This is a genomic window from Streptomyces sp. NPDC097981, assembly GCF_040302565.1.
Taxonomy (GTDB): Bacteria; Actinomycetota; Actinomycetes; order Streptomycetales; family Streptomycetaceae; genus Streptomyces.
On the sequence record NZ_JBEORW010000024.1, the window covers coordinates 17,705 to 43,300 of the forward strand.

Consider the following 25,596-nt stretch of genomic DNA (forward strand, 5'->3'; position numbering starts at 1 on the left):
CTGCTGGTATGCAAAATAGGTCTAGTCCAATATCCAGGGTACGGGCCTCCACCCACCCTCCACCAGCACAATCACGCCACCCCCACAATGTGCGCATGGACCGCATGGACACCGCCCCGCTCCGGGCCCGCTGGCGCGCGACCGCCACGGCCGCCGGCGCCGGCGCAGATCGCGACCCCGACCCGTACGCCGACCGGCTCCTGGCCGCCTGGGCGGAGCCCCAGCGCCGGTACCACACCACCGCACACCTGGCCGACGTACTCGCGCGGATCGACGTACTCGCCCCGCACGCCGCCGACCCCGCCGCCGTCGAGCTCGCCGCCTGGTTCCACGACGCCGTCTACCGCCCCGACCGCTCCGAGAACGAGGAGCGCAGCGCAGCGCTCGCCGAGCGGGCCCTCCCCGAACTCGGCATCGGCGCGGCCCGCACCGCCGAGGTGGCCCGCCTGGTCCGGCTCACCGTCACCCACGACCCCGCCCCCGGCGACACCAACGGCGAGGTGCTCTGCGACGCGGACCTGGCCATGCTCGCGGGCGACCCCGACGCGTACGCGGCGTACGTCGCCGCCGTCCGCGCCGAGTACGGCTTCGTCCCCGAGGACGCCTTCCGCACCGGCCGGGCCGCCGTACTGCGCCAGCTGCTCGGCCTGCCCCGCCTCTTCCGCACGCCGTACGGCAGCACGCACTGGGAGGCCCCGGCCCGCCGCAACCTGGCCGCCGAGCTCGCCGGGCTGACGGCCGCGGAATGAGATCGACTTCGCCCGGGTTCGTACGGGACATGCCCCCGACCCCCGCACGATCCCGCATGCCCGTCGCCGTCTACGTCCTCGGCCTGTCCGTCTTCTCGCTCGGCACCAGCGAGTTCATGCTCTCCGGGCTGCTGCCGCCCATCGCCGAGGACATGGACGTCACCATCCCGCAGGCAGGCCTGCTCATATCGGCCTTCGCGATCGGCATGGTCGTCGGGGCGCCGCTGCTGGCGGTGGCCACCCTGCGGCTCCCGCGCCGCACCACGCTCATCGCACTCATCAGCCTCTTCGGCCTCGGGCAGGTCGCAGGTGCACTGGCCTCCTCGTACGAATTCCTCTTCGCCTCCCGCGTCGTCTCCGCCCTCGCCTGCGCCGGCTTCTGGGCGGTCGGTGCGGCCGTCGCCATCGCGATGGTCGGGAAGGACCAGCGCGCCCGCGCCATGGCCGTCATGATCGGCGGCCTGTCCATCGCCAACGTCCTCGGCGTCCCCGCGGGCGCCTTCCTCGGGGAGCACCTGGGCTGGCGTGCTGCGTTCTGGTCGGTCGGGGCGGCCTCGGCCGTCGCCCTCGCCGGCATCCTGGCGCTGATCCCCGACATCCCGCCGCCCGCCGTACGACCGACCCTGGCACGGGAGCTGCACATCTACCGGGACCGGCAGGTGTGGCTGTCGATCGGCATCACGGCCCTGGCCGCGGGCGGGGTCTTCTGCGCGTTCAGCTACCTGTCACCGCTGCTGACGGAGGTCGCCGGGCTGGATGCGGCCCGGGTGCCGTGGGTGCTGGCACTGTTCGGGGTGGGCGCGCTCATCGGCACGACGGCCGGGGGGCGGGTCGCGGATGCGCACCTGTTCGGGGTGATGCTGTGGGGGATCGCCGCCTCCACGGTCTTCCTCGTCGCGCTGGCCCTGCTGGCGTCGGCGGCCGTTGCGGCGGTGGGGCTGTCGTTCCTGATCGGGGTCTCGACGTTCTTCACGGCGCCGGCGCTCAACGCCCGCATGTTCAACGTGGCGGGTGCGGCCCCGACCCTGGCCGGGGCCACCACGACGGCGGCGTTCAACCTGGGGAACACGGGCGGCCCGTGGCTCGGCGGCGCGGTGATCGACGGCGGTTACGGATTCCCGGCGACTGCCTGGGCGGGCGCGGCCATGACGCTGACCGCGATCGCCCTCGGAGTGGTCGCACTGCGGTTGAGCCGGCGGACGCCGACGACGACGCGGGTGGTGGCCTCCTCGGCACACGCCGTCGACCGGGACACAGCCGTGCAGGATGCGGGCCGCTGAGACTGCCGGACTCCGGCATACCGCCGTGCGACGCCGGCCCTCCGCCGCCGGGCGGTCTACGCCGGGCGGCCCTTCGGGCGGCGCAGACCGGCGCCCGTCAGGCGGCGGAGCAGTTCCTTGCTGCCGACCTCCACCGCGCCCGCCCCCACCGCATCCGCATAGCGGTACGAGGGCACGTCGTAGTGGTCCCGGTCGAACGCCTTCGGCGGGCAGCCGATCGACGCCGCGAAAGCATGCAGTTCCTCGTACGAGACATCGCTGACCAGGTGCGACCACATGCGGCCATGACCCGGCCAGGTCGGCGGGTCGATGTAGAGCGTCACCGGCGGCTCACCGGCCGGCGCCGAAGACGGGGCCCAGGCCGCCGACCGCGGCGACCTTCACTCCGGCCTTGGCGCACACCCAGTGCGGATCGGGTCCCAACTCCGGCTCCACGTCCAGCGCGTGGGGATCGCCGTGCGAGCAGACCGGGCACAACGGCCAGCGCCCGTACTTCTCCAGCAGCGCGTCCTGTACGTCCTGGGCGACGAGTCCGGCAAGGTAGCCGGCCCCCTCCGGCCACTGCTCCACCCACCACCGGCGGTGCGTGACCGAGTCCTCGACGAGGGAGACGACATCGGCCTCGGCGACCTCGCCCGCGACGAGATCGGCGAGGACAAGGGCGCGGGCGGCGTGCAGCGCCTGTTCCAGGGGGGTCGCGTGGTCCATGCGCCCATTGTGAACCCGTACGGGCCAAGTGGCGAAGGTCGTTCCGCACCGGTACCGAATGGCGCCTTGACCCCCACCCCGGCCGAAAATAGATTTCAAAAGATGAGCGATGATCCGAAAGTAACTTTCAGTGCCGACGAGGGCCCTGGAGGGGACGGCGGCTCCTCCGTGCCCCTGCAGGCCCGCGTACGCAGCCTCGGCCCCACCATGACCCGCTCCGTGCAGGCCGTCGCCGAAACCGTCGCCGCCGATCCCGCCGGCTGCTCCCGCCTCACCGTCAGCGCGCTCGCCGCGCGCACCGGCACCAGCGAGGCCACCGTCGTCCGCACCGCCCGCCTCCTCGGCTACCCCGGCTACCGCGACCTGCGCCTCGCCCTCGCCGCGCTCGCCGCGCAGCAGGAGTCCGGCGCGGCCCCCGCCGTCACCGCCGACATAGCCGTCGACGACCCGATCGCCGACGTCGTCGCCAAACTGGCCCACGAGGAGGCCCAGACCCTCGCCGACACCGCCGCCGGACTCGACCTCGCCGCACTCGCCGCCGCCGTCACCGCGCTGGCGACCGCCCGCCGGATCGACATCTACGGCGTCGGCGCCTCCGCCCTCGTCGGCCAGGACCTGGCCCAGAAGCTGCTGCGCATCGGCCTCGTCGCCCACGCCCACAGCGACCCCCACCTGGCCGTCACGGGCGCCGTCCAGCTGCGCCCCGGCGACGCGGCCGTCGCGATCACCCACTCCGGCGCGACGGGCGACGTGATCGACCCCTTCCGTACGGCCTTCGGGCGCGGTGCCACCACCATCGCGCTCACCGGCCGCCCGAACGCCCCCGTCTCCCGTTACGCCGACCTCGTACTGGCCACCTCCGCCGCCCGCGAGACCCGGCTGCGCCCGGCCGCCATGTCCAGCCGGTCCAGCCAACTCCTCGTCGTCGACTGCCTGTTCGTCGCCGTCGCACAGCAGACGTACGAGACCGCCGCGCCCGCGCTCGCCGCCTCGTACGAGGCGCTCGCCCCCCGCCGAACCGCCAGGAGCCCCCGCCCATGACCGCGTCGTACGCCGCCCTCCGCGCCCAGCTCGACACGCTGACCACCGAGGCCTTCCGTCCCGAACTGGCCGAGATCGACCGGCTGTCCACCCTGGAGATCGCCCGCACCATGAACGCGGAGGACGCCACCGTCCCGGCCGCCGTCGCCGCGCAGCTGCCGCACATCGCCGCCGCGATCGACGCGATCGCGGCGCGGATGGCCCGTGGCGGGCGGCTCGTCTACGCGGGCGCCGGCACCGCCGGCCGCATGGGCGTCCTTGACGCCAGCGAGTGCCCGCCCACCTTCAGCACCGACCCGGCGCAGGTCGTCGGCCTGATCGCGGGCGGCCCCGCCGCCATGGTCCGGGCCGTCGAAGGCGCCGAGGACTCCGCCGAGCTGGCCGCCGCGGACCTGGCCGCGCTGGAGCTGACCGCCGAGGACACCGTCATCGGGATCTCCGCCTCGGGCCGCACCCCGTACGCGATCGGCGCCGTCGAGTTCGCCCGTACGCGCGGCGCGCTCACCGTCGGCCTGTCCTGCAACGCCGGGTCGGCGCTCGCCGCGGCCGCCGAGCACGGCATCGAGGTCGTCGTCGGGCCCGAGCTGCTGACCGGGTCCACCCGCCTGAAGGCCGGTACCGCGCAGAAGCTCGTGCTGAACCTCGTCTCGACCATCACCATGATCCGGCTCGGGAAGACGTACGGGAACCTGATGGTCGACCTGCGCGCCTCCAACGAGAAGCTGCGCGCCCGCTCCCGCCGGATCGTGGCCCTGGCCACCGGCGCGCCGGACGAGGAGATCGAGGCCGCGCTCGACGCGACCGGCGGCGAGGTCAAGCAGGCCGTGCTCGTCCTCCTCGGCGGCGTGGACGGCCCGGCCGCGGCCGAGCTGCTCACCGCTTCGCACGGCCACCTCCGCGAGGCCCTCGCCCGTACCCGCCCGCATGGCCGCGCGGCCGCCGCCACCGGCTGATCCCGCGCCTGCTCCCGCGCCCGACCCCGCCGACCTGCTGACTGCCCCGTTCCCCCGACGCAAGGCGATCACCACATGTCCACTGACAAGAACCGCGCCACAGCCGCCGCGATCCTCCCCCTGGTCGGCGGCCCGGACAACATCAGCTCGATCGCGCACTGCATGACCCGCCTGCGCATCGCGCTGCACGACCGCTCGCTGGTCGACGACGCGGCCCTGAGAGCGCTGCCCGCGGTGCTGGGCGTCGTCGAGGACGACACGTACCAGATCGTGCTGGGACCGGGGACCGTCGCCCGGGTCACCCCGGAGTTCGAGGCGCTGGTCGAGCAGGGCCGCAGGGCGGCGCGGCCGGCCCGTGCCGCCGTCGCGGTCACGGCCGGGGAACTCGCCGCCCAGGGAGCCGCGTTGAAGCAGGCGCAGAAGGCCCGCAACAGCACCCCGGTGAAGCTGTTCCTGCGCCGGATCGCGAACATCTTCGTCCCGCTGATCCCGGCGCTGATCGGCTGCGGCATCATCGCCGGCCTCAACGGGGTACTGCTGAACACGGGTCGGCTGCCCGCCGTCGTCCCCGCGCTCGCCGCGATCGCCTCGGGATTCATGTCGCTGATCGCGGTCTTCGTCGGCTACAACACGGCCAAGGAGTTCGGTGGTACGCCGATCCTCGGCGGCGCCGTCGCCGCGATCATCGTCTTCCCGGGCGTCGCGAAGATCGACGCCTTCGGCCGGCACCTGTCCCCCGGGCAGGGCGGCGTACTCGGAGCCCTGGCGGCCGCGTTCCTCGCCGTCCACGTGGAGAGGCTGTGCCGCAGGCGCGTCCCCGAGTCGGTGGACGCGCTGATCACGCCCACCCTCACCGTCCTGGTCTCCGGGCTGGCGACGATTTTCGGCCTGATGTTCCTCGCCGGAGCCGTCTCCACCGCCATCGGATCCTTCGCCACCTGGCTGCTCTCCACCGGCGGCGCCTTCGCCGGGCTGGTTCTGGGCGGCCTGTTCCTGCCGCTCGTGATGCTCGGCCTGCACCAGGCTCTGATCCCCATCCACACCACCCTCATCGAGCAGAGCGGCCACACCTCCCTCCTGCCGATCCTCGCCATGGCGGGCGCGGGCCAGGTCGGCGCGGCGCTCGCGGTCTACTGCCGGCTGCCGCGCAACCGGTCCCTGCGGACGACCATCAGGTCCGCGCTCCCGGCGGGCTTCCTCGGCGTCGGCGAACCGTTGATCTACGGGGTCTCGCTCCCGCTGGGCCGCCCCTTCGTCACCGCCTGCGTGGGCGGCGCGGCGGGCGGGGCGTTCGTCGGACTCTGCAACCATCTGGGGATCGCGTTCGGCGCCACGGCCATCGGCCCGTCGGGGTGGGCGCTGTTCCCGCTGCTGGACGGTTCTTCGGGGCTGGGCACGAACCTGGCGGTCTACGCGGGCGGGCTGCTGGCCGGCTACCTGGTGGGCTTCGCCGCCACCTGGTTCTTCGGGTTCACCCGGCAGATGCTGACCGACCTCAACGCCGATCACGAGCCAATTCCAGCCACCGTCCAACCGGCCACCGAGCCGGCTGTAGCGAAAATCTAGCGGCGTTGGGGAGACTGACTGGTATGCAGCTCCCCGCCGAAGCCGTTGCCGCCACCGCTGTCGTCGAGGTCGTACGCCTCTCCGTGCGCCCCGAGCGCTACGGCGACCCCATGACCGGCGACGTCGTTTCCCGCTGGACCGGCCGCGAAGCCGCCGACTCGCTCGGGCTGATCTCGTCCATGCCGCCCGGTGAGTCGCGCGTCTGCTTCGCGCCGGGCTGGGGACTGCGCGCGTACGACGCCGCCGACCAGCTCCTGTTCGAGCTGATCTTCTGCTTCAGCTGCCACCACGCCTGGCTGTGGGGCCCGGCCGTCCCCTCGGACGCCGCCTTCGACACCATTACGGACAGCACCGTCAAGGCCGAGGCCGAGGCCCTGCTGGCCCACTTCCGGAACGCGGCGTGAGCATCGCCGCGGTGGTCCCGCCCGGCCGGATGGCCGCCGGCCCCCAGCCGGTCCTGGACCTACCGGGCCCGCTCCACCTGCGGCCCTGGACCCCGGACGACGCCCCCGCGCTGGTCGAGTCCTGCCACGACCCGGACATCCGCCACTGGAACCGCCCGGCCCCGCTGTCCCCGGCCGAGGCCGTGGACCGCATCGCCCGCTGGCAGGAGCGCTGGCAAGCCGAGGAGGCCGCGATCTGGGCGGTGGCCCCCGCCGCCGGCGGTCTGCCCGTCGGCCTGATCGGCCTGGCCGACCTCGACCTGGCGGGCGGGAGCGGCGAGTTCCTGTACTGGCTGCTGCCCGCAGGCCGTGGCGGCGGCGTCATGGTTGAGGCCACGACCCGGGTCAGCCAGTGGGCCTTCGAGGAGCTGGGCCTGCACCGCCTGCGCATCACCCACTCCGTGGCCAACCCGGCCTCCTGCCACGTCGCGGTGAAGGCCGGATTCCCCCTGGAGGGCACCATGCGCGGCGCCCTCCTCCACGCGGACGGCTGGCACGACGAACACCTCCACGCCCGCCTGCGCACGGACCCCGTCCCGCCTGCGGCACGGAGTCACGCCCGAACCCCGTGAGGGCGCCGCGACGGGTCAGACCTTCTCGGCCACCAGCCGGCTGTGCTCGGCGGTGAGCAACTCGATGTCCTCCACGTCGGAGGTCAGGATCGTCACGCGCCCCGGCAGCACCAAGGCGGTCGCGCACAGCATCGCGTCGATCGCGTACTTGTGGCCGTGCAGCCCCGCACCCCTCAGCAAGGCGGCTGCAGACTGTGCAACAGCCTGCGTGACGGGCTCCACGCGCAAGCGTGAGAGCGTCCACCTCAGCGCGGCATCGTTCACCTTCGGATGGATGGCCTCGACCAGGACCGCAGCCGACGTCACCACGGGAAGATCCTCGGCGCGGGCCGCCGCGAGCCACTCGTGTACCTCCGCGTCCCGTTGCACGGCCTTCGCGAGACCCTCGCTGTCGAGCACCAGGGCACCGCTCACGCGGCAGCCCCCGCCTCCGGCGCCCGGCCCGTGAGCTTGGCGCGCTTGGCCGCCACGGCCTGCGGGTCGGCCGGCCCGTTGACCTGCTCGAACTCGGCGATCAGCTCGTCCAGGTTGTCCCGCTCGATCTGGCGCTGCGCCGCCCGCTCCAGATAGGCCGAAACCCCTCGCTTGCCGACCCGGTCTCGGATGGCCCGCAAGGTGCCTGCGGTCAGCGATACCGAGATGCCGCTGCTGGGCCCGTCGCCGGGGAGGAAATCGCTGTCATCAGCCATGTCACCACTATGGCATTTGAAATGCCAATCGGCCACGCCCGTCATGGAACCGACCCGGCAGCGGCCCGCAGGAACCCGGCCAGATCCTCCACCGAGTAGCCGAGCTCCAGGCCCCGCTCGGCCGCCATCAGCAGCAGCTGCCCGACGATCTCGGCACCCCAGCCGTCCGCGCCGTCGGACGACCACTCCCACAGCTTCTCGATGCCCAGGTCGGTCATGAGCAGCCCGTGCCCGGCCCGGATCTCGCCGCACAACTCCCCCACCGCGTCCAGCAGCCGCGCGCCGGGCCGCTCGCACCGCAGCCCGAAGGAGCCGTCGAGGTCCTCGGGCACACAGCCTTGCGGCGGCCGTGCCTTGATCGCGTCGTAGCGCGGATCCGCGTAGCCGGGCGCTCGGCCCACCGGGCAGTGGATCAGCGTGAAGCGGTGCCAGCCGGGTGGCGGGAGCGGCTGCGGCCGCCAGGCCTTCAGCCCGAACGCCTCGTGGACGAGGGCCGTCGCCTCGTCCGCCGTCTCGGCCGTCTCCCGCACCCTGCGCTTCCCGTCGTCGCCGACCGCGGTCCACAGCCCACTGGCCTCGTGCAGCTCCACCCGCACCTGGAGCGGCATCCCGTTCCTCCTCCACCCGGGCCCCGCCAGGCCCTTCTCCAACTTCCAGGCCAGCTCGAACTCCCACGCCCGTGCGGCCGCGCGGCACCCCTCCAGGGCGGCCTCGCTCACGCGGGGCGGGCCCGCTCGTGCAGGATGACGGCCAAGCGGAGGGCGGTGGTGAGGTTGCACCGCCCGAGGTCGATCAACGGCAGCCCGTACGTCCCCGCCGCCGAGACCCCGTCCACGTCCAGCGAGGGAAGCGTGACCCCGACGCCCGCGAGGGACTCCCTCAGCTGCCGCACGGCCTCCTCCGCCGCCTGCATCCGCTCCTTGGCCGTGAGCACCATGACATGTCACCTTTCTACCCTGAGTATTCAACTCCCCTACACAGCGTGGCGACACCCCCGCTAGCCTTTCAAGTGGGTCACCCGCAGCAACCGCACCTGTTGGACCGGGAGTTGTCATGCCAGGAAAGCCCCTCGACCCCGCCTCACCCCGCGCCCTCCTCGGCGCCGAACTCCGCGTGGCCCGCGAACGCGCGGGCATGAGCCAGGCCGCACTGGGCGAGAAGCTGTTCGTGAGCGGCTCGTACGTCGGCCAGATGGAGGCGGGCACGCGCCGCATCACCCTCGAACTCACCAAGTCGATAGACGAGATCCTGGGAACGGGCGGCTTCTTCACCCGCAACGCCGGGAAGCAGGGCAAGTCCAAGTACCCCGACCACTTTGTGGAGGCCGCCGAGGCCGAGGCGGAAGCCTTAGCCATCCGGGAGTACGCGCCGCAGATCATCCCGGGCTTGCTCCAGACAGAGGCCTACGCCCGGGCCGTGTTCCGCGCCTATCAGCCGACAGCGCCAACAGCGATCATCGACGAGCTAGTTGCGAACCGGCTGGCCAGGTCGGCGATCCTCGCCAACGAAACAACCCCCTTGTTGTGGTGCGTCCTGGACGAAGCGGTCCTACGCCGCGCCGGAGATGACCCCAAGCTGCTGGCTGAGGCCCTGCGCCACATCGCGAACCTGATCCGCACTAGCCGGATCATCGTTCAGATCCTGCCCTTCAGCGCGGGCTTCCACTCGGGGATGCAGGGCTTCCTCCAACTGATGGCCTTCGACGACGCGCCCCCGCTTGCCTACGTCGAAGGCCCTGGGACGGGCCAACTGTTTGATGATCCGGCCACGGTCGGTCGGCATGCGCTGACCTACGATCTCCTTACGGCCAGTGCACTGTCCCCACGCCAGTCCTTGGCCCTGATCGAGTCGGTGGCGGAGGAGTACGAGCATGACCAGCAGCCCTGAGTACGACCTGTCAGCTGCCTTTTGGCACAAGTCGAGTTACAGCGGAGGCGACGGCGGCAGCTGCCTGGAGATGGCGACCTGGCGGAAGTCCACCCACAGCGGCGGTGACGGGAGCGAGTGCGTCGAGGTCTGTGACGCGCACCCCGACCTCGTCCCCGTCCGGGACTCCAAGATCCCGGACGGCCCCCACCTCGTCTTCGGCGCAGCCGCCTGGGGTGCCTTCCTCACTGCCCTCTGAGGGTCACCCGTTCGGGCGCACCCTGCACATCCGGGCACCAGTGGACCGGAATATGCCAATAGCGTGTGCCGAGCCGTAGCCGAACGGAGTCACACATGGCGCTTCACAAGGTCCGCCACAGGGCGCGCAGGGCACCATGGAGTCGAGGAGGCGACCCCATGTCCGCACGCTCCACCAAGCGTCCCCAGATGACCCTCGATGACTTCGAAGCACTTGAGCGCGGCGCACCCGAAACCGTGACGCTCGAATTCATTGCGGGAAAGCTAGAGGTCAAGCCAGTGCCCGACGGTGACCACGCGGAGATCGCAATGTGGCTGCTTCTGCAGTGCATGCAACGGCGCCCCGATCTGGCGCTCTATCCCGAGCAAGGACTGGCGGTGGAGCAGTATCGCGCCGGCCGCGCGCGGCCCGACGGTTCCCTCGCGCCTCGTGGTTCATTCGCCGGCAAAGGCGAATGGGCAGACCCCTCCGAGGTCCTCATGGTCGTGGAGGTGACCTCCCACGACTCCGACACCGACCTGCGGGACCGTCCCGAGAAGAAGGACGGCTACGCCGCGGCCGGCATCCCCGTCTTCCTCCTGATCGACCGGGACCGGCACACCCTGACCATCTACAGCGAGCCCGAGGGCGGCACGTACCTCCTCGACCCCGCCTTCGCACACGGCACGACCGTCGAGATCCCCGACCCCGTGGGCATCACCCTGGACACCGAGCCCCTGAAGGACTTCGCCACCTGATTTCTCGCAGGGAGTACCGCCCTTCAGGGCGGTAGGGAATGCGTCCTTGGGGCGGAGGCGCGGAGCGCCGGAGTTCTCTGCGTCTCTGTCTTGACGGTCAGACGGGACGGTTCTGCTGTTCGATGTAGCGGCGGACGATTGCGAGGGCGGCGCCGCCGACGGACCCGGCGAAGTACGACCCGGCCCACAGCCGTTGTGCTCGCCAGTAGTGCCGGACCAGTTCGGGGTGCTCCTGGCGGAGCCTTCGGGAGCTGACGCCCTTGAGGGAGTTGACCAGCTTGGAGACGGCGACCTTGGGTGGGAAGTTCACGAGCAGGTGGACGTGGTTCGCCTCGCCGTTGAACTCGACCAGCTCGCATTCGAAGTCCTTGCAGACCGCCCGCATGATCTCTTCCATGCGGGTCAGGTGCGTGTCGGTGAAGACGTTGTGCCGGTACTTGGTCACGAAAACCAAGTGGGTATGCATGAGGAGGGTGCAGTGCCTACCAGTACGAATGTTCTCATGCTCAGCCATAACCCAACGGTAGTAGCATCGCGATCATGCAGCTTCGTTACCAGTACCGCGTCTACCCGACCCCCGGTCAGCGCTCCAGCGCCGCCCGGGTGTTCGGGTGCCGACGCGTGGTCTGGAACGACGCGCTCGCACAGATCAAGCCGGTGAAAGCGGCGAACAAGCTCCTCGGGAACCCGAAGGAGCGCATCGCGCAGGGCCCGTACCAGCGGGTGCCGAAGAACGCCGACCTGGCCAAGACGGCGGTCACCGCCGCAAAGAAGACCGAGCAGCGGGCGTTCCTGTCCGATGCGCCGGTCGGTGTCCTCCAGCAGACCCTCCGGGACCTGGATGCCGCGTGGAAGGCGCATGAGGACTCCAAGTCCGGGCTGCGCAGGGGGCCGAAGGTCCAGCCGCCGCGTTTCAAATCCCGCAAGGACAACCGGCAGTCCGCGCGCTTCACGAAGTCGGACCGCTGGTCGATCACCGAGGACGGCCGGCTGCGCCTGCCGAAGATCGGGGACGTGCGGGTGAAGTGGACCCGCGACCTGCCGTCCGCTCCCACGTCGGTGACGCTGATCAAGGACCGGTCCGGCCGGTACTTCGTCAGCTTCGTCGTGGACACGGACCCGGCCGCCGACATCCTGCCCCCTACCGACGGGGAGCAGGGCATCGACCTCGGGCTGACCCGCTTCGCGGTCCTCTCCGACGGCACGCACATCGCCTCACCGAAGTACCTGCGGCGGGCGGAGAAGAAGCTGAAGAAGCGACAGCGGGAGCTGTCAAGGAAGAAGAAGGGCAGCAACAACCGGGACAGGGCCCGCACCCGGGTCGCTCGCGCTCACGCCTCCGTGGCGGACGCCCGCCGCAACTTCCACCACCAGTGGTCCCACAAGCTGACGAGCGAAAACCAAGCCGTCTTCACAGAGACCCTGAACGTGCGAGGACTGGCACGCACCCGCCTGGCCAAGAGCATCCACGACGCCGGATGGTCCCAGTTCGTCACCATGCTGGAGTACAAAGCCCAACGGCGCGCCCGGTCCTTCGCCAAGGTCGACCGGGCATTCCCCTCGTCCCAGATATGTTCCGCCTGCGGCTTCCGCGACGGACCCAAGCCCCTCGACGTGCGGGCCTGGACCTGCCCGAACTGCGACACCCGGCACGACCGGGACTGGAACGCCGGCCGGAACGTCCTCTACGAAGGCCGCCGCACCCTCGCGGCCTGAACCACATAACCACCCACCCCCGGACCGGGGGCCCGGCGCCGGTAACGGTGACGGTAAACGCCTGCGGAGCGCACGTAGGACCGGGCAGTAGCCCGGCAGCGCGCACAACCCCCACCCCGGTGGGGAAGAACCAGGAACCCACCCGAAGCGGGAGCCCCAACACAACAGGGCCACCCACAGGCGGAGAATCCCCGTGCTTCAGCGCGGGGAGGCGGAGGTCAAGTGAGTCACCAGCCGAACGCCGGTCGCACGTCGAAGATCGGCGGGAGCCGGCCGCCGTCGTCGAGGTTGACGAACGTCCTGCCGTAGAGGGCGAACGATGTGCCCAGCGGGAGGTCGCGCAGGACCGTCGACTCCCCACCGGGCCTGCCCGTGCGCGGGTCGAGGTGCCAGAGGTGGGTGTACGTGCCCTGCGTGACCACCGCGATCCGGTCGTTCCGGCCGACGGCCAGGCCGCGGATCTGCCAGTCGTCCTCGAAGGCCCGCGTCCACAGGTGGCGGCCGTCCTTCAGGGAGTAGGCCGTCAGCAGCTCCCGCTTCTCCCGCTCGGAGACCGCGACGTACAGCACGTCGCCGACGACCAGACGGGCCTCGTCCGCGGGGACGAACGGCGGCTCCGGGACGGTGCGCGGGCGACCCGCCTCGTCGAACAGCATCAGGTGTCCGTCCGCGACGGCGGCCGCCGGGGAGGCCGACACGATGCCCGGGGCCCCGTACCCGTCCGGAAGCGGGGACTGCCAGGAGCGGGATCCGATGCGGGCGTCCAGGGCGGACAGCTCACTGCCCTTGTCGGTCCGCGCCAGAAAAAGAACCCGATCGGGTCCGGCCGCGACCTGCGAGACGACGGTGCCCGCGGGCAGCGGGAAGCGCCACAGCTCTGCGCCCGTGCCCAGGTCGTGGGCGAGCACGGCGTCCGTCGTCGCTGCTACGGCAAGGTTCCCTCCCGCGGACGGTTTGCCCGCGAGTTTCGGGATGTCCTTCGTCCAGCGCTTGTCGCCGGACCCGGTGTTCACCGCCACCAGGCTGTTGCCGCACTCGCTCCCCGCGGTGGTCAGGGTGACGAGGCCGGTCCCGGACGGGGCGTCGTCGCTCATCGCGCACACCGCGCCGCCGTCAGGGGCGCTGAAGCCCCCGCCGTGGCGGCCCTCCCCGTTGAAGGCCGTGACGCCGTCCGCACGGACCCGGATCACGTCCCCCGAGGCAGGGGTTCCGGCCCAGGAGCCGAGCGGCTTCTCCAGGGCCCCGCCGTCCGGGGCCTGGTACGAGAAGAGGTCCATCTGCGGGCCGCGCATCCACGAGAAGCCGAGCCAGCCCGGCCAGAGCGCGACGAGGGCGACGGCGACGGCCGCGGTCCGGCCGAGCGCGGAGCGGTGCCGGCGGCCCCGTACGGCGTACCACCACAGGCCGGCCGCGGCCAGGGCGCCGGCCGCCGTGGACAGCGCCAGGATGCCGAAGCCGCGCGGAGCACTGCCCGTGCCGTACGCGTCGGACGGCGTGTCGTCGGCCAGCTTCGCGCACAGCACCGCGTACAGCACCGCGACGGCGGTGAACGCGCAGGCCGCGGTCACCGCGGTGTAGTGCCGGAGCCGCTGCCCGGGCGACGGTCTCTCGTCCATGATTCCCCCCACGCCGCAGCGTAGCCGCAGACGGCCGGACAACCCGCTGAGTGGCGGTCCCGCGTCGGCGCGAGGCGGGTGGAACCGGGGCTGAACGCGATCGCCCCGGCAGCCACTCCCCCGCGGGTCTAACGGCCCCGGGCCGCGGCGACGAAGGCGCGGATCAGTTCCGGGGACTTGACGCCGCGTTCGCTCTCGACACCGCTGGACACGTCCACGCCCCACGCGCCGGTGGTCTCCACGGCCTCCCGTACGTTCCCCGGGGTGAGCCCGCCGGCCAGCAGCCAGTGGCCGCGCGGGGCGGTGAAGTCCTCGGACGCCCAGTTCCACGGCTTGCCGGAGCCCGGGTCGGGGGCGTCGATCAGCAGCAGGTCCTCCCCGTACTCCCCGCAGCGCTCGACGCGCAGGGCGGTGGCGCGGAGCAGGGTGCGGCCCTCGGCGCGCAGCGCCCCGTAGTGCTCGGGGCCCTCGTCGCCGTGGAGCTGCACTCCCCGTACGCCGCTCTCCTCGGCCAGCCGCCGGACCTCGTCGACCGGCTGCCCGCGGAACACCCCGACCGTGAGCACCCCGTCGGGCACCCCCGCGGCCAGCTCCCGCGCGGTGGCGGCATCGACCGTACGAGGACTCCCGGCGGCAAAGACGAACCCGACGGCGTCGGCCCCGGCGGCCACAGCCACGTCGACGTCGTGCGCGGTCTTCAGGCCGCAGATCTTCACGAAGAGATCGCTCATGCCCCCAGTCAACCAAAGTCACCCGATGGACGGTGATCCGTCCCGACAGCCGGGCATGCACTCCGTCCCGCCACTAGCCTGGAGGCAAGGCTTACCCGACGACGAAGTAAGCAGGCGGAGGACCACGGTGACGATCATGATCGAACGGGCCACCCCCATAGAAGCGCAGGCGTCACCGGCTTTCGAAAGCCTCCTGCGCACCGTCGCGGAGATGGACACGCCGCACGGCTTCAAGGCCGAGCTCATCCGGGGGAAGATCATCGTGTCGCCGTTTTCGAAGCTGCGCTACTCCAGGCGCATGCGCCTCCTGCGCGAGCAGCTCCAGGCGCACGTCCCCGAAGGGCAGTTCGCCGACACCTCGCCCTTCCTGTTCCGGTTCCCGGCAGCGGAGCGCGGCTACGGACCGGACCTGTACGTCGCGGACGAAGCGGCCTTCGAGGAGGACGGGCTGCACGCGGACGCAGCGGCGCTCTCGCTGGTCGGAGAGTTCACGTCCGTCTCCACGAGGGACGCCGACTGGAACGAGAAGCTGGACGTGTACGGCTCGCTCGTTCCCGTCTACTTGGTCATCGACATGCAGGACTCGGAGATCACCTGCTTCTGGGACCCTTCTCCGCATGGATACCGCTCCCGTACGACGGTGTCCTTCGGCAAGCCTCTGCAGATCCCGGAGCCCTTCGACTTCTCCCTCGACACCACCGGCTTCTAGAGGCCCGCGAAACGCCCGAGGGCGGCACCCCCGTACGGGAGTGCCGCCCTCGGTCGAGAACAGCCGATCAGCCTGCGGCCGGAGCCGCGGTCGATCAGAAGTCCATGTCACCGCCCGGCATGCCGCCGCCGGCCGGGGCGCCGGCCTTCTCGGGCTTGTCGGCGATGACGGCCTCGGTCGTCAGGAACAGCGCGGCGATGGACGCGGCGTTCTGCAGCGCGGAGCGCGTGACCTTCGCCGGGTCGATGATGCCCTCGGCGATCATGTCCACGTACTCGCCGGTCGCGGCGTTCAGGCCCCAGCCGACGGTCAGGTTGCGGACCTTCTCCACGACGACGCCACCCTCAAGACCACCGTTGACGGCGATCTGCTTGAGCGGGGCCTCCAGGGCGAGCTTCACGGCGTTGGCGCCGGTCGCCTCGTCACCCGACAGGTCGAGCTTCTCGAAGACCGCGGAGGCCTGGAGCAGGGCCACGCCACCACCGGCGACGATGCCCTCCTCGACGGCCGCCTTCGCGTTGCGGACGGCGTCCTCGATGCGGTGCTTGCGCTCCTTGAGCTCCACCTCGGTCGCGGCGCCGGCCTTGATGACGGCCACGCCGCCGGCCAGCTTCGCGAGGCGCTCCTGGAGCTTCTCGCGGTCGTAGTCCGAGTCGGAGTTCTCGATCTCGGCGCGGATCTGGTTGACGCGACCCTGGACCTGGTCGCTGTCACCGGCACCGTCGACGATCGTGGTCTCGTCCTTGGAGATGACGACCTTGCGGGCGCGGCCCAGCAGGTCGAGACCCGCGTTCTCCAGCTTGAGGCCGACCTCCTCGGAGATGACCGTGCCGCCCGTGAGGATGGCGATGTCGCCGAGCATGGCCTTGCGGCGGTCGCCGAAGCCCGGGGCCTTGACGGCGACGGACTTGAAGGTGCCGCGGATCTTGTTGACGACCAGGGTCGACAGGGCCTCGCCCTCGACGTCCTCGGCGATGATCAGCAGCGGCTTGCCGGACTGCATGACCTTCTCGAGCAGCGGAAGGAGGTCCTTCACGTTGCCGATCTTCGAGTTGACGATCAGGATGTACGGGTCGTCCAGGGACGCCTCCATACGCTCCATGTCGGTGGCGAAGTACGCCGAGATGTAGCCCTTGTCGAAGCGCATGCCCTCGGTGAGCTCCAGCTCCAGACCGAAGGTCTGGGACTCCTCGACGGTGATGACGCCTTCCTTGCCGACCTTGTCCATGGCCTCGGCGATGAGCTCGCCGATCTGGGTGTCGGCGGCGGAGATGGAGGCCGTGGAAGCGATCTGCTCCTTGGTCTCGACATCCTTCGCCTGCTCCAGCAGGGCGCCGGAGACGGCCTCGACGGCCTTCTCGATGCCGCGCTTGAGGGCCATCGGGTTCGCGCCGGCGGCCACGTTGCGCAGGCCCTCGCGGACGAGCGCCTGGGCGAGCACGGTGGCGGTGGTCGTACCGTCGCCCGCGACGTCGTCCGTCTTCTTGGCGACTTCCTTGACCAGCTCGGCGCCGATCTTCTCGTACGGGTCCTCGAGCTCGATCTCCTTGGCGATGGAGACACCATCGTTGGTGATCGTGGGGGCGCCCCACTTCTTCTCAAGGACGACGTTGCGACCCTTGGGGCCAAGGGTGACCTTGACGGCGTCGGCGAGCTGGTTCATCCCGCGCTCGAGACCGCGCCGGGCCTCCTCGTCGAACGCAATGATCTTGGCCATCTGAAGTGGTCCTCCAGGACTGGGGTTCCCCCTGCGCCGCCGGCGCGAGGGGAGGCTTGGATTGCTCCGGACCGCGCCCGCGCCCGCGACGGACGGCCTGCGTGCCCGGCGGTTCCTTCCCGCCGGACCCTGCGGGCCTCACCGACCCGGTCCTGTGTAGTAGCACTCTCACATGGAGAGTGCTAACGCCAATGATTAGCACTCGGCCCCCGAGAGTGCAAGCGGCTTCAGGCAACGCCGGGCGGCTGCCCCGACCGTCGGCCGGACATGCACCGAGGGCCCACATCCCTCCTCAAGGATGTGGACCCTCGTGCGTCATGCGTCGGTGGTCGATCGCGCCGGGACTAGACGGCGAGCTTGACCATGTCCGCCTGCGGACCCTTCTGGCCCTGCGAGATCTCGAACTCGACCCGCTGACCCTCTTCAAGGGTGCGGTACCCGTCCATCTGGATGGCGCTGTAGTGGACGAACACATCCGCACCACCGTCGACCGCGATGAAGCCGTAACCCTTCTCCGCGTTGAACCACTTGACGGTGCCCTGAGCCATGCCTAACTCCCCTATTACTGGCCCTTGCGCAGGACCGCACTTCGCGGTCCCGGGTCAGAACTTGCGCCGGAACGCCTCGACCGGGGCTGAATGTATCTGCACCGCTGCTGTCTGCAACAGGTCAATCCGACGAGAAATCTGGACACGGGGATACATTGAAATAGAGTGAAAAGTTGGCATATTCTCGGGCAACTCGGACCTGGCATATCTCGCCAAAGCCCCATACCGCACACGCACATTGACTCAATGTCAACCATCACGCGACCCGCTCATATGCGGCAGGCAAGAACAGCGGAGGGGACTTCCCCAACCCTACCGCGCCCAACCAAGCAGAATTACCCCCTCCGCTTTTGCCGGAGGGGGTAATTCTGGTGCTTTCGCGTGTCAGCAGCCGCCCGCGACGGCGGGAATGATCGAGACGCCCGCGCCGTCCGGCGTCACCGCGTCCAGACCGCCCTCGAAGCGCACGTCGTCGTCGTTGACGTAGACGTTCACGAAACGGCGCAGCTTGCCCTGGTCGTCCAGGACGCGCGCACCGATGCCCGGGTGGTTCTTCTCCAGGGACTCGATGACCTCGGAGAGCTTCGAGCCCTCGGCGGTGACCTCGGCCTGGCCGCCGGTGTAGGTGCGCAGGATGGTGGGGATGCGGACGTTGACGCTCATGGCGCTACTGCCTTTCCGGGTGTCAGGGGAGATCAGGCCAGGCCGGCGGCGCGGAACGCGTCCAGGCTCGGGCGGATGGTGGCGGTCTGCCCGCTGTCCGCGGCCACCGCCTCCAGGGTCTTGAGGCCGTCGCCGGTGTTGAGGACGACCGTGGTCAGCGCCGGGTCGAGCTGCCCGTTCTCGATGAGCTTCTTCGTCACGCCGACGGTCACGCCGCCCGCGGTCTCGGCGAAGATGCCCTCGGTCTGCGCGAGGATCTTGATGGCCTCGACGACCTGCTCGTCGTTGACGTCCTCGACGTAGCCGCCCGTACGGCGGGCGATGTCCAGGACGTACGGGCCGTCGGCCGGGTTGCCGATGGCGAGCGACTTGGCGATGGTGTTCGGCTTCTGCGGGCGGACCACGTCGTGGCCGGCCTTGAACGCGGTCGAGACCGGGGAGCAGCCCTCGGCCTGGGCGCCGAAGATCTTGTACGGCTTGTCCTCGACCAGGCCGAGCTTGATGAGCTCCTGCAGACCCTTGTCGATCTTCGTCAGCTGCGAGCCGGACGCGATGGGGATGACGAGCTGGTCGGGCAGCTGCCAGCCGAGCTGCTCGCAGATCTCGTACGCGAGGGTCTTGGAACCCTCGCCGTAGTAGGGGCGCAGGTTGACGTTGACGAAGCCCCAGCCCTCGCCCAGCGGGTCGCCGATGAGCTCGGAGCAGAAGCGGTTCACGTCGTCGTAGTTGCCCTCGATGCCGACCAGGTCGCCGCCGTACACACCGGCCATGACGACCTTGCCCTGCTCCAGGTCGTGCGGGATGAACACGCAGGAGCGGAATCCGGCCCGGGCGGCCGCGGCGCCGACGGCGCCGGCCAGGTTGCCGGTGGAGGAGCAGGAGAGGGTCGTGAAGCCGAAGGCGCGGGCGGCCTCGACGGCGATGGCCACGACGCGGTCCTTGAAGGAGTGCGTCGGGTTGCCGGAGTCGTCCTTGACGTACAGCTTGCCGGTGACGCCGAGCTCCTTGGCCAGGTTCCGGGCGTCGACGAGCTTGGTGAAGCCGGGGTTCAGGCTGGGCTTGGAGGCCACGTCGACGGGGACGGGCAGCAGCGGGGCGTAGCGCCAGATGTTGTTCGGGCCGGCCTCGATCGCGGCGCGCAGGGCTTCGGGGTCACCGGTGGGAAGGTCGTAGGCGACTTCCAGCGGACCGAAGCACTCGACGCAGGCGAAGATGGGTCCGAGCTCGAAGCGGGTACCGCACTCACGACAGGAAAGGCCGGTGGCAGGTCCGAGATCGACAGAGGTGGCAACAGTCTGTGCAGCCATGATGGCGAGGCCCTTTCTCCTCATCTTCCCCATGGCGCACTTCGCCATGAGACGGAATTGGCACCTTCCCTAGCCGGGGACCTCGCTGCCGCAAGCGAACGCGAGAACCGACTGGAGGGTTGCCGGGGCTTCAACGGGCCGTGTCCCTCTGCCCCTCTGGATGAGCGGTATGGCACCGGGCCGCGCGCTCTATGGCGCGTCCGGGCGTTTGTACGCGGGGACCCCGGCATGCGGCGGTCCTTCGCGTTGTTCAAGACTGTAACGGAAGGTCCGGGTGGTTGAGACAGCTGTCCGAACCGCGAGATGGATGGCTTTTCGGCCGAAAGCGCCGGGGAGCCACGACCGATCAGGGAGTGCCGAACGTGTTGGAAGAGGTGGAGCGCTGGTTTGCGGACCGCTCCTGGTCCGCGGCTGACCGGCCGCTCGACCGGCTGCTTTCCGCCAAGCGGGCGGCAGGCACCACGGTCAGCGTCGTCCTGCCCGCGCTCGACGAGGAGGAGACGGTCGGCGCCATCGTCGAGGTGATCCGGCGCGATCTGATCGACGGGCTGCCGGTGCCGCTGGTCGACGAACTGGTCGTGGTCGACTCGGGCTCCACCGACCGGACCGCCGAGGTGGCCGCGAAGGCCGGCGCCCGCGTGGTGCACCGCGACGACATCCTGCCGCGGATCCCGGCCCTGCACGGCAAGGGCGAGGTGCTGTGGCGCTCGCTGCTGGTGACCGGAGGCGACATCGTCTGCTTCGTGGACGCGGACCTGCGGGACTTCTCGTCCACCTTCGTGTCCGGGATCGTCGGCCCGCTGCTGACCGAGCCGGACGTGCAGTTCGTCAAGGCGATGTACGACCGCCCCCTCGTGACGGAATTCGATGGGCTCGCCTCCCGCACCCGGTCCGATCCGCTTGCCTTCGGCAAGACCCACGGCCAGGGGGGCCGGGTCACCGAGCTCGTCGCCCGGCCGCTCCTCAACCTGCACTGGCCGCAGCTGGCCGGATTCGTCCAGCCGCTCGGCGGTGAGTACGCGGTGCGCCGCAGCCTGCTGGAACGACTGCCCTTCCCCGTCGGGTACGGCGTCGAGCTGGGCCTGCTGGTGGACGCGCTGCACACCGTCGGGCTGGACGCGCTGGCCCAGGTGGACGTCGGCGTACGGCTCCACCGCCATCAGGACGGCCAGGCCCTGGGCCGGATGGCCGCGGCCATCTACCGGACGGCGCAGCTGCGGCTCTCGCGCGGGCACTCCCCCGGCCACCGCTGGGGGTACCCCCCCGTACGGCCGGAGCTGACGCAGTTCGAGCGCGGGCCGGACGGTTTCGTGCCGCGGACGTACGCGGTGGACACCGAGGAGCGGCCGCCCATGGCCGGGATCAAGGAGTACTCCGGCCGCCGGGTGGCGTGAGGGAACTGACGTTTGGGGGAGCGGGCCCCGGGCTAGGTTCGCCGCATGGCTTCCCAGGTACTCGTTGCAGCGAACCGCGGCCCCCTCTCCTACCTCCTCGCCGACGACGGCACCCTCACCGCCCGGCGCGGCGGGGGCGGTCTCGTCTCCGGCCTCTCGACCGCCCTCGCCCGGCAGCCGGATGCGCTGTGGATCTGCGCGGCGCTGTCGGAGGCGGACCGCGAGGCGGTCCGCCGGGGCGTCTCCGAGCCCGGGGGCACCCCCGGCAGCCGGGGCAGTGTCCGGATGCTGGACATCGATCCCGCCACGTACGACGGCGCGTACAACGGCATCGCGAACTCGGTGCTCTGGTTCACGCACCACCACCTGTACGACATCCCGCGCGAGCCGGTCTTCGACGCGGAGTTCCGGCGGCAGTGGCAGTCCTACGTCGCCTACAACCACGCCTTCGCGCTGGCGCTCGCGGAGGAGGCGGGCGAGGGCGCGGCAGTGCTCGTACAGGACTACCACCTGGCGCTGGTCCCGGGTGAGCTGCGGGAACTGCGGCCGGACCTCAAGATCAGCCACTTCACGCACACCCCGTGGGCTTCGCGCGAGTTCCTGGACATGCTGCCCGACGACATCCGGGCGCAGCTGATGTGGGGCATGCTCGGGGCGGACGTGGTGGGCTTCCACACGTGGGCGTGGGCACACAGCTTCATGGCCGCGGCGCAGCTGGACGACGAGCGGGGCATCGCGGAGCCGAAGACGGAGCCCGGGGTGGGCCCGCAGGACGCGCGGTACATCGAGAAGATGACGACGGGCCCGGTGCAGCACCGGCGGACGGACGTGGCCGTGTTCCCGCTGGGCGTGGACGGGGACGAGCTGCGGGCGCTGGCGCACCGGCCGGAGGTCGACGACAAGCTGGCGGCGCTGCGGACGGAGGTCGACGGCCTGAAGACGATCGTCCGGGTGGACCGGACCGAGCTGTCGAAGAACATCCTGCGGGGACTGCTGGCGTACCGGGAGCTGCTGACCGTGCATCCCGAGTGGCGGGGGCGGGTGGTCCACCTGGCCTCGGCGTATCCCTCCCGGCAGGACCTGGCGGTGTACCGGGCGTACACGGAGTCGGTGCGGGAGCTGGCGGCAAAGATCAACGAGGAGTTCGGCACGGCGGGCTGGCAGCCGGTGCTGGTGTCGGTGAAGGACGACTTCGCGCGGTCGCTGGCGGCGTACCGGCTGGCGGACGTGGCGCTGGTGAACCCGGTGCGGGACGGGATGAACCTGGTGGCGAAGGAGATCCCGGTCGTCTCGGACGCGGGCTGCGTGCTGGTGCTGTCGACCGGCGCGGGCGCGTACGGGGAGCTCCGCGAGGACGCGCTGACGGTGAACCCGTACGACGTCACGGCGACGGCGCAGGCCCTGCACGCGGCGTTGTCGATGCCCGCCGATGAGCGCGCGGAGCGCACGAAGCGGCTGGCCTCGGCGGCCACGGCCCTCCCCCCGGCGGCCTGGTTCACGGCCCAGCTGGCCGCCCTGCGCGACGTCTAGGTGTGCACGGTGGGGCGGTGAGTTGCGCCCCTGAGTCGCTGCGCAGGGTCCCGTCAGCCGCGGACGGCGTCGGCCAGGGCCGACAGGAAGGCGACGACCTCGGCAGGGCCGTTCAGGACGAGGTCGGACCGGGCGGCGAGCTCGGGGACCTCGGCGGAGCCGCTGGCCACCAGCAGCCCCGGCATGCCGTCGGTCCGGAGTTTCTCCACCGCCGCGTACGCCGCGAGGTCGCCGAGGTCGTCCCCCGCGTACACGACGGCCTCGGCCCCCGTCTCCGCGAGGTACTCGGTCAGGGCCATGCCCTTGTCCATGCCCGGCGGCCGCAGCTCCAGCACCGCCCGCCCGGGCTCCACCATCAGCCCGTGGCGCGCCGCCAGCTCGGCCAGCGGCTCGCGCAGCGCGGCGAAGGCCGCGTCCGGGTCCTCGGCGCGCCGGGTGTGCACGGCCAGCGCCCGGCCCTTCTCCTCGATCCAGGTGCCGCGCCAGGCGCCGATGGAGTCCAGGAACCCGGGCAGCTCCGCCCGTACGGCGGCGACCCCGGGGTGCTCGGCCGGCGCGTGCACTATGCCGGTCACGGCGTCCCAGCGCTCGGCCCCGTAGTGGCCGAGGACCACCAGGTGTTCCAGGCCGGGTACCCCGGCGAAGCCCCCGTGGCGGACCGCGACCCCCGCCGGGCGGCCGGTGATCACGGCCACCGAGGCGACCTGCGGGGCCAGGGCGGCCAGGGCCTCGACGGCCCCCTGGTGAGCCCGCGCCTGGTCCGGGTCCGGGACGATGTCGGCGAGGGTGCCGTCGAAGTCGAGCGCGACCACGGAACGGTGGGGCGTGCGGAGGAGGGCTTCGAGTCCCTCACGTCCGGCAGCGGTGACGGGCATCGGCAGGCTGTGCGGATGGCTCCCCATACGGACGACCCTAACGGCCCGGCCGGGCCACGGCTACGGCGCACGGCAGACCCGCGGGCGCCGGTCCGCCTCCGGCCGGTGTCCGGTGCGCCGCCGGTCCTTCAGCGCCGGGCCCGCTGCGCCTCGCGGATGCGGCGGAGCCGGTTGACGGTGCCGGGCGCGTGGGCCAGTGCCCGTGGATCGTCCATCAGCACGTTGAGCAGCTGGTAGTAGCGGACCGGGGTCATCCCCAGCCCCTCCCGTATGGCCCGCTCCTTGGCTCCGGGCCCGGGCCACGTGCGTCCCTCGTACGCGAGCACCGCGGCCTCGGTGGCCGTCAGCCTCCCGTCGTCCGTCATACGGCCAGATTAACGCCGCCCGCCGACAGCCACCGGGCGCCCGCAGCCGAGCGGGCGCCCACGGCCCACCGGGGCGCGCCGCTCAGTGGCTGTCCGCTTTGCGTGCCGACTCCGCGATGCCGTCCAGGACCTTCGCCGGCTGCCCGCCCGGCTGCACGCTCTTGCCGATGTTCTGCTTGACGTCCTCGCTCACCCCGGCCCAGGACTTCTTGCCGACCGGGTAGAGGCGTGCGCTCGGCAGCGCCTGGAGGAACGTCTTCAGCTGCAGGGCCGCAGCGCCCGTACTGGAGTCCATCGCCCGGTAGCCGCTCGTCGTGACCGGCAGCAGGTCGTACTTGTTGGTGAAGGCCGTCACGTTCTTCGCCTCGTACAGGTAGTCCAGGAACTTCCCGGACTCCTTGCGGTGGCCGTTCTTGAAGGCCATGACCCAGTCCGCGACGCCCATCGTCGGGTGCTCGGTGCCGTCGGCGGTCGGCATGGCCACCATGCCGAACTTCACGCCCTTCTGCGCCGCCTGCTTCAGCAGCGTGGGGTGGCCGTTGAGCATGCCGACCTCGCCCCGGGTGAAGGCGTCGAAGGCGGCCTGACGGTCCGTCTTCACCGGTTCCGCCGGCCCGGTCAGCCCCTGGCCGACCATCTTGTCGCGCAGGAACTCGAAGGTCTTGACGTTCTCCGGCGAGTCGATCGCGTACGCCTCCTCGTTGTCGGTGTAGCCGCCACCGCCGGAGAGCATCCACATCATCGATTCGGCCTGCGCCTCCTCGCGGCCCAGCGGCAGCGCGAAGGGGGTCGGCACGCCGGCGGACTTGAGCTTCTTCGCCGCGGCCTCCAGGTCGGCCCAGCTCTTCGGCTGCCAGCCGCCCTTGGCGTCCTTCGCGATGACGCCGGCGTCCGACAGCAGCTTCTCGTTGTAGAAGAGCAGGCGGGTGCTGGCCACGAAGGGCATGCCGTACTGGACCCGCCTGACCTTGCCGGCGTCCGCGAGCGGCGCCAGGAAGTCGGCCTCGGTCTTGACGGAGAGCAGCTCCTCCGCCGTGTACAGCTTTCCGTCGGCCGCGTAGTCGGCGTAGGCGCCGATCTGCGCGATGTCGGGGGCCTTGCCGGCCTTGACCATCGCCGCGACCTTGGCGTCGACCTCGGACCAGGAGTAGACGCTGACCTCGACCTTGACGCCGGGGTGGTCCTTCTCGAAGCCGGCCGCGAGGTCCTTCCAGTAGCCCGTCGAGGAGTTCTGCGGATTGTCCCCGTAGTCGGCCGCCACGACCCGGAGGGTCACCTCGTTGTCCCCGGTGAGGCTCCCCACACTTCCACAGCCGGTCAAGGCCACGGCGGTCAGGCTCAGCGCGGCGCCGGTCGCGGCCAGGCTCAGGTAACGGCCCTTCACAGTTCTCGATCCACCCCTTGTTGTACGTACGATCAACGTAAGGTCTACACCACTTTGGCGGCTCGTCCACATCCGGAACGCAGCGTGTCCGGTTCGCGACCCGACCGAGGTCCCGAATTTGTATGGCAGCTCAACAATCCCCACCAATGGACTAGACCTTTCCCCGCCGAGCACGCGA

The 25,596-nt window shown here is 70.9% G+C and carries 30 protein-coding genes and 1 riboswitch; of the genes, 14 read left to right on the forward strand and 16 right to left on the reverse strand.

The genetic code is table 11. From position 1 onward, the window contains the following. Positions 1-95 precede the first annotated feature (95 nt). Positions 96-749, forward strand: coding sequence for an HD domain-containing protein (locus ABTY04_RS22880; RefSeq protein ID WP_352215221.1), 654 nt, complete (start codon positions 96-98; stop codon positions 747-749). A 56-nt stretch (positions 750-805) separates the two neighbouring features. Further along, positions 806-2,029: a Cmx/CmrA family chloramphenicol efflux MFS transporter gene (locus ABTY04_RS22885; RefSeq protein ID WP_352215222.1), complete on the forward strand. Its 1,224-nt coding sequence runs from the start codon at positions 806-808 to the stop codon at positions 2,027-2,029. Between the two features lie 56 nt (positions 2,030-2,085). On the opposite strand, the gene ABTY04_RS22890 is transcribed toward ABTY04_RS22885, so the two are convergent. Together ABTY04_RS22890 and ABTY04_RS22895 are read right to left on the reverse strand one after the other, a co-directional pair. Further along, a complete protein-coding gene (locus ABTY04_RS22890) occupies positions 2,086-2,352 on the reverse strand; it encodes a DUF4031 domain-containing protein (RefSeq protein WP_352215223.1) in 267 nt (88 codons plus the stop codon). Between the two features lie 7 nt (positions 2,353-2,359). Then, positions 2,360-2,737, reverse strand: a complete 378-nt coding sequence (locus ABTY04_RS22895; protein ID WP_327283998.1) for a DUF8819 family protein — start codon at positions 2,735-2,737, stop codon at positions 2,360-2,362. A gap of 102 nt (positions 2,738-2,839) precedes the next feature. Here ABTY04_RS22895 and ABTY04_RS22900 point away from each other — a divergent pair, with 102 nt between their 5' ends. The 5 genes from ABTY04_RS22900 to ABTY04_RS22920 all read left to right on the forward strand — a co-directional run bounded on the left by ABTY04_RS22900 (position 2,840) and on the right by ABTY04_RS22920 (position 7,312). Beyond that, entirely contained in the window at positions 2,840-3,778 is a 939-nt protein-coding gene (locus ABTY04_RS22900; RefSeq protein ID WP_352215224.1) for a MurR/RpiR family transcriptional regulator, read from the forward strand. Further along, positions 3,775-4,731, forward strand: coding sequence for an N-acetylmuramic acid 6-phosphate etherase (gene murQ / locus ABTY04_RS22905; protein WP_352215225.1), 957 nt, complete (start codon positions 3,775-3,777; stop codon positions 4,729-4,731). The genes ABTY04_RS22900 and murQ overlap by 4 nt, the downstream gene beginning before the upstream one ends. 75 nt (positions 4,732-4,806) lie before the next feature. Next, a complete protein-coding gene (locus ABTY04_RS22910) occupies positions 4,807-6,297 on the forward strand; it encodes a PTS transporter subunit EIIC (RefSeq protein ID WP_352215226.1) in 1,491 nt (496 codons plus the stop codon). A gap of 23 nt (positions 6,298-6,320) precedes the next feature. After that, positions 6,321-6,701: a hypothetical protein gene (locus tag ABTY04_RS22915; protein WP_352215227.1), complete on the forward strand. Its 381-nt coding sequence runs from the start codon at positions 6,321-6,323 to the stop codon at positions 6,699-6,701. 29 nt (positions 6,702-6,730) lie between these two features. Next, positions 6,731-7,312: a GNAT family N-acetyltransferase gene (locus ABTY04_RS22920; protein ID WP_502996702.1), complete on the forward strand. Its 582-nt coding sequence runs from the start codon at positions 6,731-6,733 to the stop codon at positions 7,310-7,312. A 15-nt stretch (positions 7,313-7,327) separates the two neighbouring features. Here ABTY04_RS22920 and ABTY04_RS22925 read toward each other — a convergent pair whose 3' ends face one another. The 4 genes from ABTY04_RS22925 to ABTY04_RS22940 are packed head-to-tail and all read right to left on the reverse strand — an operon-like array spanning position 7,328 to position 8,938. Continuing rightward, positions 7,328-7,726, reverse strand: coding sequence for a type II toxin-antitoxin system VapC family toxin (locus tag ABTY04_RS22925; RefSeq protein WP_352215229.1), 399 nt, complete (start codon positions 7,724-7,726; stop codon positions 7,328-7,330). Then, positions 7,723-8,001: a hypothetical protein gene (locus ABTY04_RS22930; protein ID WP_352215230.1), complete on the reverse strand. Its 279-nt coding sequence runs from the start codon at positions 7,999-8,001 to the stop codon at positions 7,723-7,725. The genes ABTY04_RS22925 and ABTY04_RS22930 overlap by 4 nt, the downstream gene beginning before the upstream one ends. Before the next feature lie 41 nt (positions 8,002-8,042). Beyond that, entirely contained in the window at positions 8,043-8,720 is a 678-nt protein-coding gene (locus ABTY04_RS22935) for a hypothetical protein (RefSeq protein WP_352215231.1), read from the reverse strand. Further along, entirely contained in the window at positions 8,717-8,938 is a 222-nt protein-coding gene (locus ABTY04_RS22940) for a hypothetical protein (protein WP_352215232.1), read from the reverse strand. The genes ABTY04_RS22935 and ABTY04_RS22940 overlap by 4 nt, the downstream gene beginning before the upstream one ends. A gap of 116 nt (positions 8,939-9,054) precedes the next feature. Here ABTY04_RS22940 and ABTY04_RS22945 point away from each other — a divergent pair, with 116 nt between their 5' ends. The 3 genes from ABTY04_RS22945 to ABTY04_RS22955 all read left to right on the forward strand — a co-directional run bounded on the left by ABTY04_RS22945 (position 9,055) and on the right by ABTY04_RS22955 (position 10,863). Then, entirely contained in the window at positions 9,055-9,888 is an 834-nt protein-coding gene (locus ABTY04_RS22945; protein WP_352215233.1) for a helix-turn-helix domain-containing protein, read from the forward strand. Beyond that, positions 9,872-10,126, forward strand: coding sequence for a DUF397 domain-containing protein (locus ABTY04_RS22950; RefSeq protein WP_352215234.1), 255 nt, complete (start codon positions 9,872-9,874; stop codon positions 10,124-10,126). Before ABTY04_RS22945 ends, ABTY04_RS22950 begins: the two co-directional genes overlap by 17 nt. A 158-nt stretch (positions 10,127-10,284) precedes the next feature. Continuing rightward, positions 10,285-10,863 (forward strand): Uma2 family endonuclease, encoded by a 579-nt coding sequence (locus ABTY04_RS22955; RefSeq protein ID WP_352215235.1) that lies wholly within the window; start codon positions 10,285-10,287, stop codon positions 10,861-10,863. 97 nt (positions 10,864-10,960) lie between these two features. Here ABTY04_RS22955 and tnpA read toward each other — a convergent pair whose 3' ends face one another. Further along, positions 10,961-11,377: an IS200/IS605 family transposase gene (gene tnpA / locus ABTY04_RS22960; protein ID WP_352215236.1), complete on the reverse strand. Its 417-nt coding sequence runs from the start codon at positions 11,375-11,377 to the stop codon at positions 10,961-10,963. Positions 11,378-11,403: 26 nt separating this feature from the next. Between tnpA and ABTY04_RS22965 the strand changes: the two genes are divergently transcribed. Then, positions 11,404-12,579 carry an RNA-guided endonuclease InsQ/TnpB family protein gene (locus ABTY04_RS22965; RefSeq protein WP_352215237.1) on the forward strand — a complete coding sequence of 392 codons (1,176 nt, stop codon included), beginning with the start codon at positions 11,404-11,406 and terminating at the stop codon, positions 12,577-12,579. Positions 12,580-12,806: 227 nt separating this feature from the next. On the opposite strand, the gene ABTY04_RS22970 is transcribed toward ABTY04_RS22965, so the two are convergent. Both ABTY04_RS22970 and ABTY04_RS22975 read right to left on the reverse strand, forming a co-directional pair. Further along, positions 12,807-14,195 (reverse strand): outer membrane protein assembly factor BamB family protein, encoded by a 1,389-nt coding sequence (locus tag ABTY04_RS22970; RefSeq protein ID WP_352215238.1) that lies wholly within the window; start codon positions 14,193-14,195, stop codon positions 12,807-12,809. Positions 14,196-14,323: 128 nt separating this feature from the next. After that, complete coding sequence (locus ABTY04_RS22975) at positions 14,324-14,926, reverse strand: phosphoribosylanthranilate isomerase (protein WP_352215239.1); 603 nt, start codon at positions 14,924-14,926, stop codon at positions 14,324-14,326. A 136-nt stretch (positions 14,927-15,062) separates the two neighbouring features. Between ABTY04_RS22975 and ABTY04_RS22980 the strand changes: the two genes are divergently transcribed. Continuing rightward, positions 15,063-15,635: a Uma2 family endonuclease gene (locus ABTY04_RS22980; protein WP_352215335.1), complete on the forward strand. Its 573-nt coding sequence runs from the start codon at positions 15,063-15,065 to the stop codon at positions 15,633-15,635. A gap of 94 nt (positions 15,636-15,729) precedes the next feature. On the opposite strand, the gene groL is transcribed toward ABTY04_RS22980, so the two are convergent. The 4 genes from groL to thrC form a co-directional block, all read right to left on the reverse strand. Beyond that, entirely contained in the window at positions 15,730-17,352 is a 1,623-nt protein-coding gene (gene groL, locus ABTY04_RS22985; RefSeq protein WP_030298711.1) for a chaperonin GroEL, read from the reverse strand. Between the two features lie 344 nt (positions 17,353-17,696). Further along, on the reverse strand, positions 17,697-17,900 hold the full coding sequence (locus tag ABTY04_RS22990; protein ID WP_005315736.1) for a cold-shock protein: 204 nt from the start codon (positions 17,898-17,900) through the stop codon (positions 17,697-17,699). 384 nt (positions 17,901-18,284) lie between these two features. Next, positions 18,285-18,563, reverse strand: coding sequence for a MoaD/ThiS family protein (locus tag ABTY04_RS22995; RefSeq protein ID WP_352215240.1), 279 nt, complete (start codon positions 18,561-18,563; stop codon positions 18,285-18,287). Between the two features lie 32 nt (positions 18,564-18,595). Then, positions 18,596-19,870 (reverse strand): threonine synthase, encoded by a 1,275-nt coding sequence (gene thrC / locus ABTY04_RS23000; RefSeq protein WP_352215241.1) that lies wholly within the window; start codon positions 19,868-19,870, stop codon positions 18,596-18,598. Between the two features lie 17 nt (positions 19,871-19,887). Next, a riboswitch (SAM riboswitch) is annotated at positions 19,888-20,037 on the reverse strand. 195 nt (positions 20,038-20,232) lie between these two features. Between thrC and ABTY04_RS23005 the strand changes: the two genes are divergently transcribed. Together ABTY04_RS23005 and ABTY04_RS23010 are read left to right on the forward strand one after the other, a co-directional pair. Then, on the forward strand, positions 20,233-21,264 hold the full coding sequence (locus ABTY04_RS23005) for a glucosyl-3-phosphoglycerate synthase (protein ID WP_352215242.1): 1,032 nt from the start codon (positions 20,233-20,235) through the stop codon (positions 21,262-21,264). Between the two features lie 45 nt (positions 21,265-21,309). Continuing rightward, positions 21,310-22,794, forward strand: coding sequence for an alpha,alpha-trehalose-phosphate synthase (UDP-forming) (locus ABTY04_RS23010; protein ID WP_352215243.1), 1,485 nt, complete (start codon positions 21,310-21,312; stop codon positions 22,792-22,794). A gap of 53 nt (positions 22,795-22,847) precedes the next feature. Here the strand turns inward: ABTY04_RS23010 and otsB are convergent, their stop codons facing one another. The 3 genes from otsB to ABTY04_RS23025 all read right to left on the reverse strand — a co-directional run bounded on the left by otsB (position 22,848) and on the right by ABTY04_RS23025 (position 25,418). Then, on the reverse strand, positions 22,848-23,696 hold the full coding sequence (otsB, locus tag ABTY04_RS23015) for a trehalose-phosphatase (RefSeq protein ID WP_352215244.1): 849 nt from the start codon (positions 23,694-23,696) through the stop codon (positions 22,848-22,850). Positions 23,697-23,797: 101 nt separating this feature from the next. Then, a complete protein-coding gene (locus ABTY04_RS23020) occupies positions 23,798-24,034 on the reverse strand; it encodes a DUF3263 domain-containing protein (RefSeq protein ID WP_069921326.1) in 237 nt (78 codons plus the stop codon). An 82-nt stretch (positions 24,035-24,116) separates the two neighbouring features. Further along, positions 24,117-25,418, reverse strand: a complete 1,302-nt coding sequence (locus ABTY04_RS23025; RefSeq protein ID WP_352215245.1) for an extracellular solute-binding protein — start codon at positions 25,416-25,418, stop codon at positions 24,117-24,119. Between the last annotated feature and the right edge of the window lie 178 nt (positions 25,419-25,596).

Bases quoted from the DNA above. Each gene is read 5' to 3' on its own strand.
- ABTY04_RS22970 (WP_352215238.1), bottom strand. From the start codon at position 14,195: ATGGACGAGAGACCGTCGCCCGGGCAGCGGCTCCGGCACTACACCGCG.
- ABTY04_RS22880 (WP_352215221.1), top strand. From the start codon at position 96: ATGGACCGCATGGACACCGCCCCGCTCCGGGCCCGCTGGCGCGCGACC.
- tnpA (WP_352215236.1), bottom strand. From the start codon at position 11,377: ATGGCTGAGCATGAGAACATTCGTACTGGTAGGCACTGCACCCTCCTC.
- ABTY04_RS22900 (WP_352215224.1), top strand. From the start codon at position 2,840: ATGAGCGATGATCCGAAAGTAACTTTCAGTGCCGACGAGGGCCCTGGA.
- ABTY04_RS22950 (WP_352215234.1), top strand. From the start codon at position 9,872: ATGACCAGCAGCCCTGAGTACGACCTGTCAGCTGCCTTTTGGCACAAG.
- ABTY04_RS22975 (WP_352215239.1), bottom strand. From the start codon at position 14,926: ATGAGCGATCTCTTCGTGAAGATCTGCGGCCTGAAGACCGCGCACGAC.
- ABTY04_RS22910 (WP_352215226.1), top strand. From the start codon at position 4,807: ATGTCCACTGACAAGAACCGCGCCACAGCCGCCGCGATCCTCCCCCTG.
- ABTY04_RS23010 (WP_352215243.1), top strand. From the start codon at position 21,310: ATGGCTTCCCAGGTACTCGTTGCAGCGAACCGCGGCCCCCTCTCCTAC.
- ABTY04_RS22895 (WP_327283998.1), bottom strand. From the start codon at position 2,737: ATGGACCACGCGACCCCCCTGGAACAGGCGCTGCACGCCGCCCGCGCC.
- ABTY04_RS22990 (WP_005315736.1), bottom strand. From the start codon at position 17,900: ATGGCTCAGGGCACCGTCAAGTGGTTCAACGCGGAGAAGGGTTACGGC.
- ABTY04_RS22995 (WP_352215240.1), bottom strand. From the start codon at position 18,563: ATGAGCGTCAACGTCCGCATCCCCACCATCCTGCGCACCTACACCGGC.
- ABTY04_RS22965 (WP_352215237.1), top strand. From the start codon at position 11,404: ATGCAGCTTCGTTACCAGTACCGCGTCTACCCGACCCCCGGTCAGCGC.
- ABTY04_RS22915 (WP_352215227.1), top strand. From the start codon at position 6,321: ATGCAGCTCCCCGCCGAAGCCGTTGCCGCCACCGCTGTCGTCGAGGTC.
- ABTY04_RS22920 (WP_502996702.1), top strand. From the start codon at position 6,731: ATGGCCGCCGGCCCCCAGCCGGTCCTGGACCTACCGGGCCCGCTCCAC.
- otsB (WP_352215244.1), bottom strand. From the start codon at position 23,696: ATGGGGAGCCATCCGCACAGCCTGCCGATGCCCGTCACCGCTGCCGGA.
- murQ (WP_352215225.1), top strand. From the start codon at position 3,775: ATGACCGCGTCGTACGCCGCCCTCCGCGCCCAGCTCGACACGCTGACC.
- ABTY04_RS22930 (WP_352215230.1), bottom strand. From the start codon at position 8,001: ATGGCTGATGACAGCGATTTCCTCCCCGGCGACGGGCCCAGCAGCGGC.
- ABTY04_RS22940 (WP_352215232.1), bottom strand. From the start codon at position 8,938: ATGGTGCTCACGGCCAAGGAGCGGATGCAGGCGGCGGAGGAGGCCGTG.
- ABTY04_RS23020 (WP_069921326.1), bottom strand. From the start codon at position 24,034: ATGACGGACGACGGGAGGCTGACGGCCACCGAGGCCGCGGTGCTCGCG.
- ABTY04_RS22980 (WP_352215335.1), top strand. From the start codon at position 15,063: ATGATCGAACGGGCCACCCCCATAGAAGCGCAGGCGTCACCGGCTTTC.
- ABTY04_RS22955 (WP_352215235.1), top strand. From the start codon at position 10,285: ATGTCCGCACGCTCCACCAAGCGTCCCCAGATGACCCTCGATGACTTC.
- ABTY04_RS22885 (WP_352215222.1), top strand. From the start codon at position 806: ATGCCCGTCGCCGTCTACGTCCTCGGCCTGTCCGTCTTCTCGCTCGGC.
- ABTY04_RS22945 (WP_352215233.1), top strand. From the start codon at position 9,055: ATGCCAGGAAAGCCCCTCGACCCCGCCTCACCCCGCGCCCTCCTCGGC.
- thrC (WP_352215241.1), bottom strand. From the start codon at position 19,870: ATGGCTGCACAGACTGTTGCCACCTCTGTCGATCTCGGACCTGCCACC.
- groL (WP_030298711.1), bottom strand. From the start codon at position 17,352: ATGGCCAAGATCATTGCGTTCGACGAGGAGGCCCGGCGCGGTCTCGAG.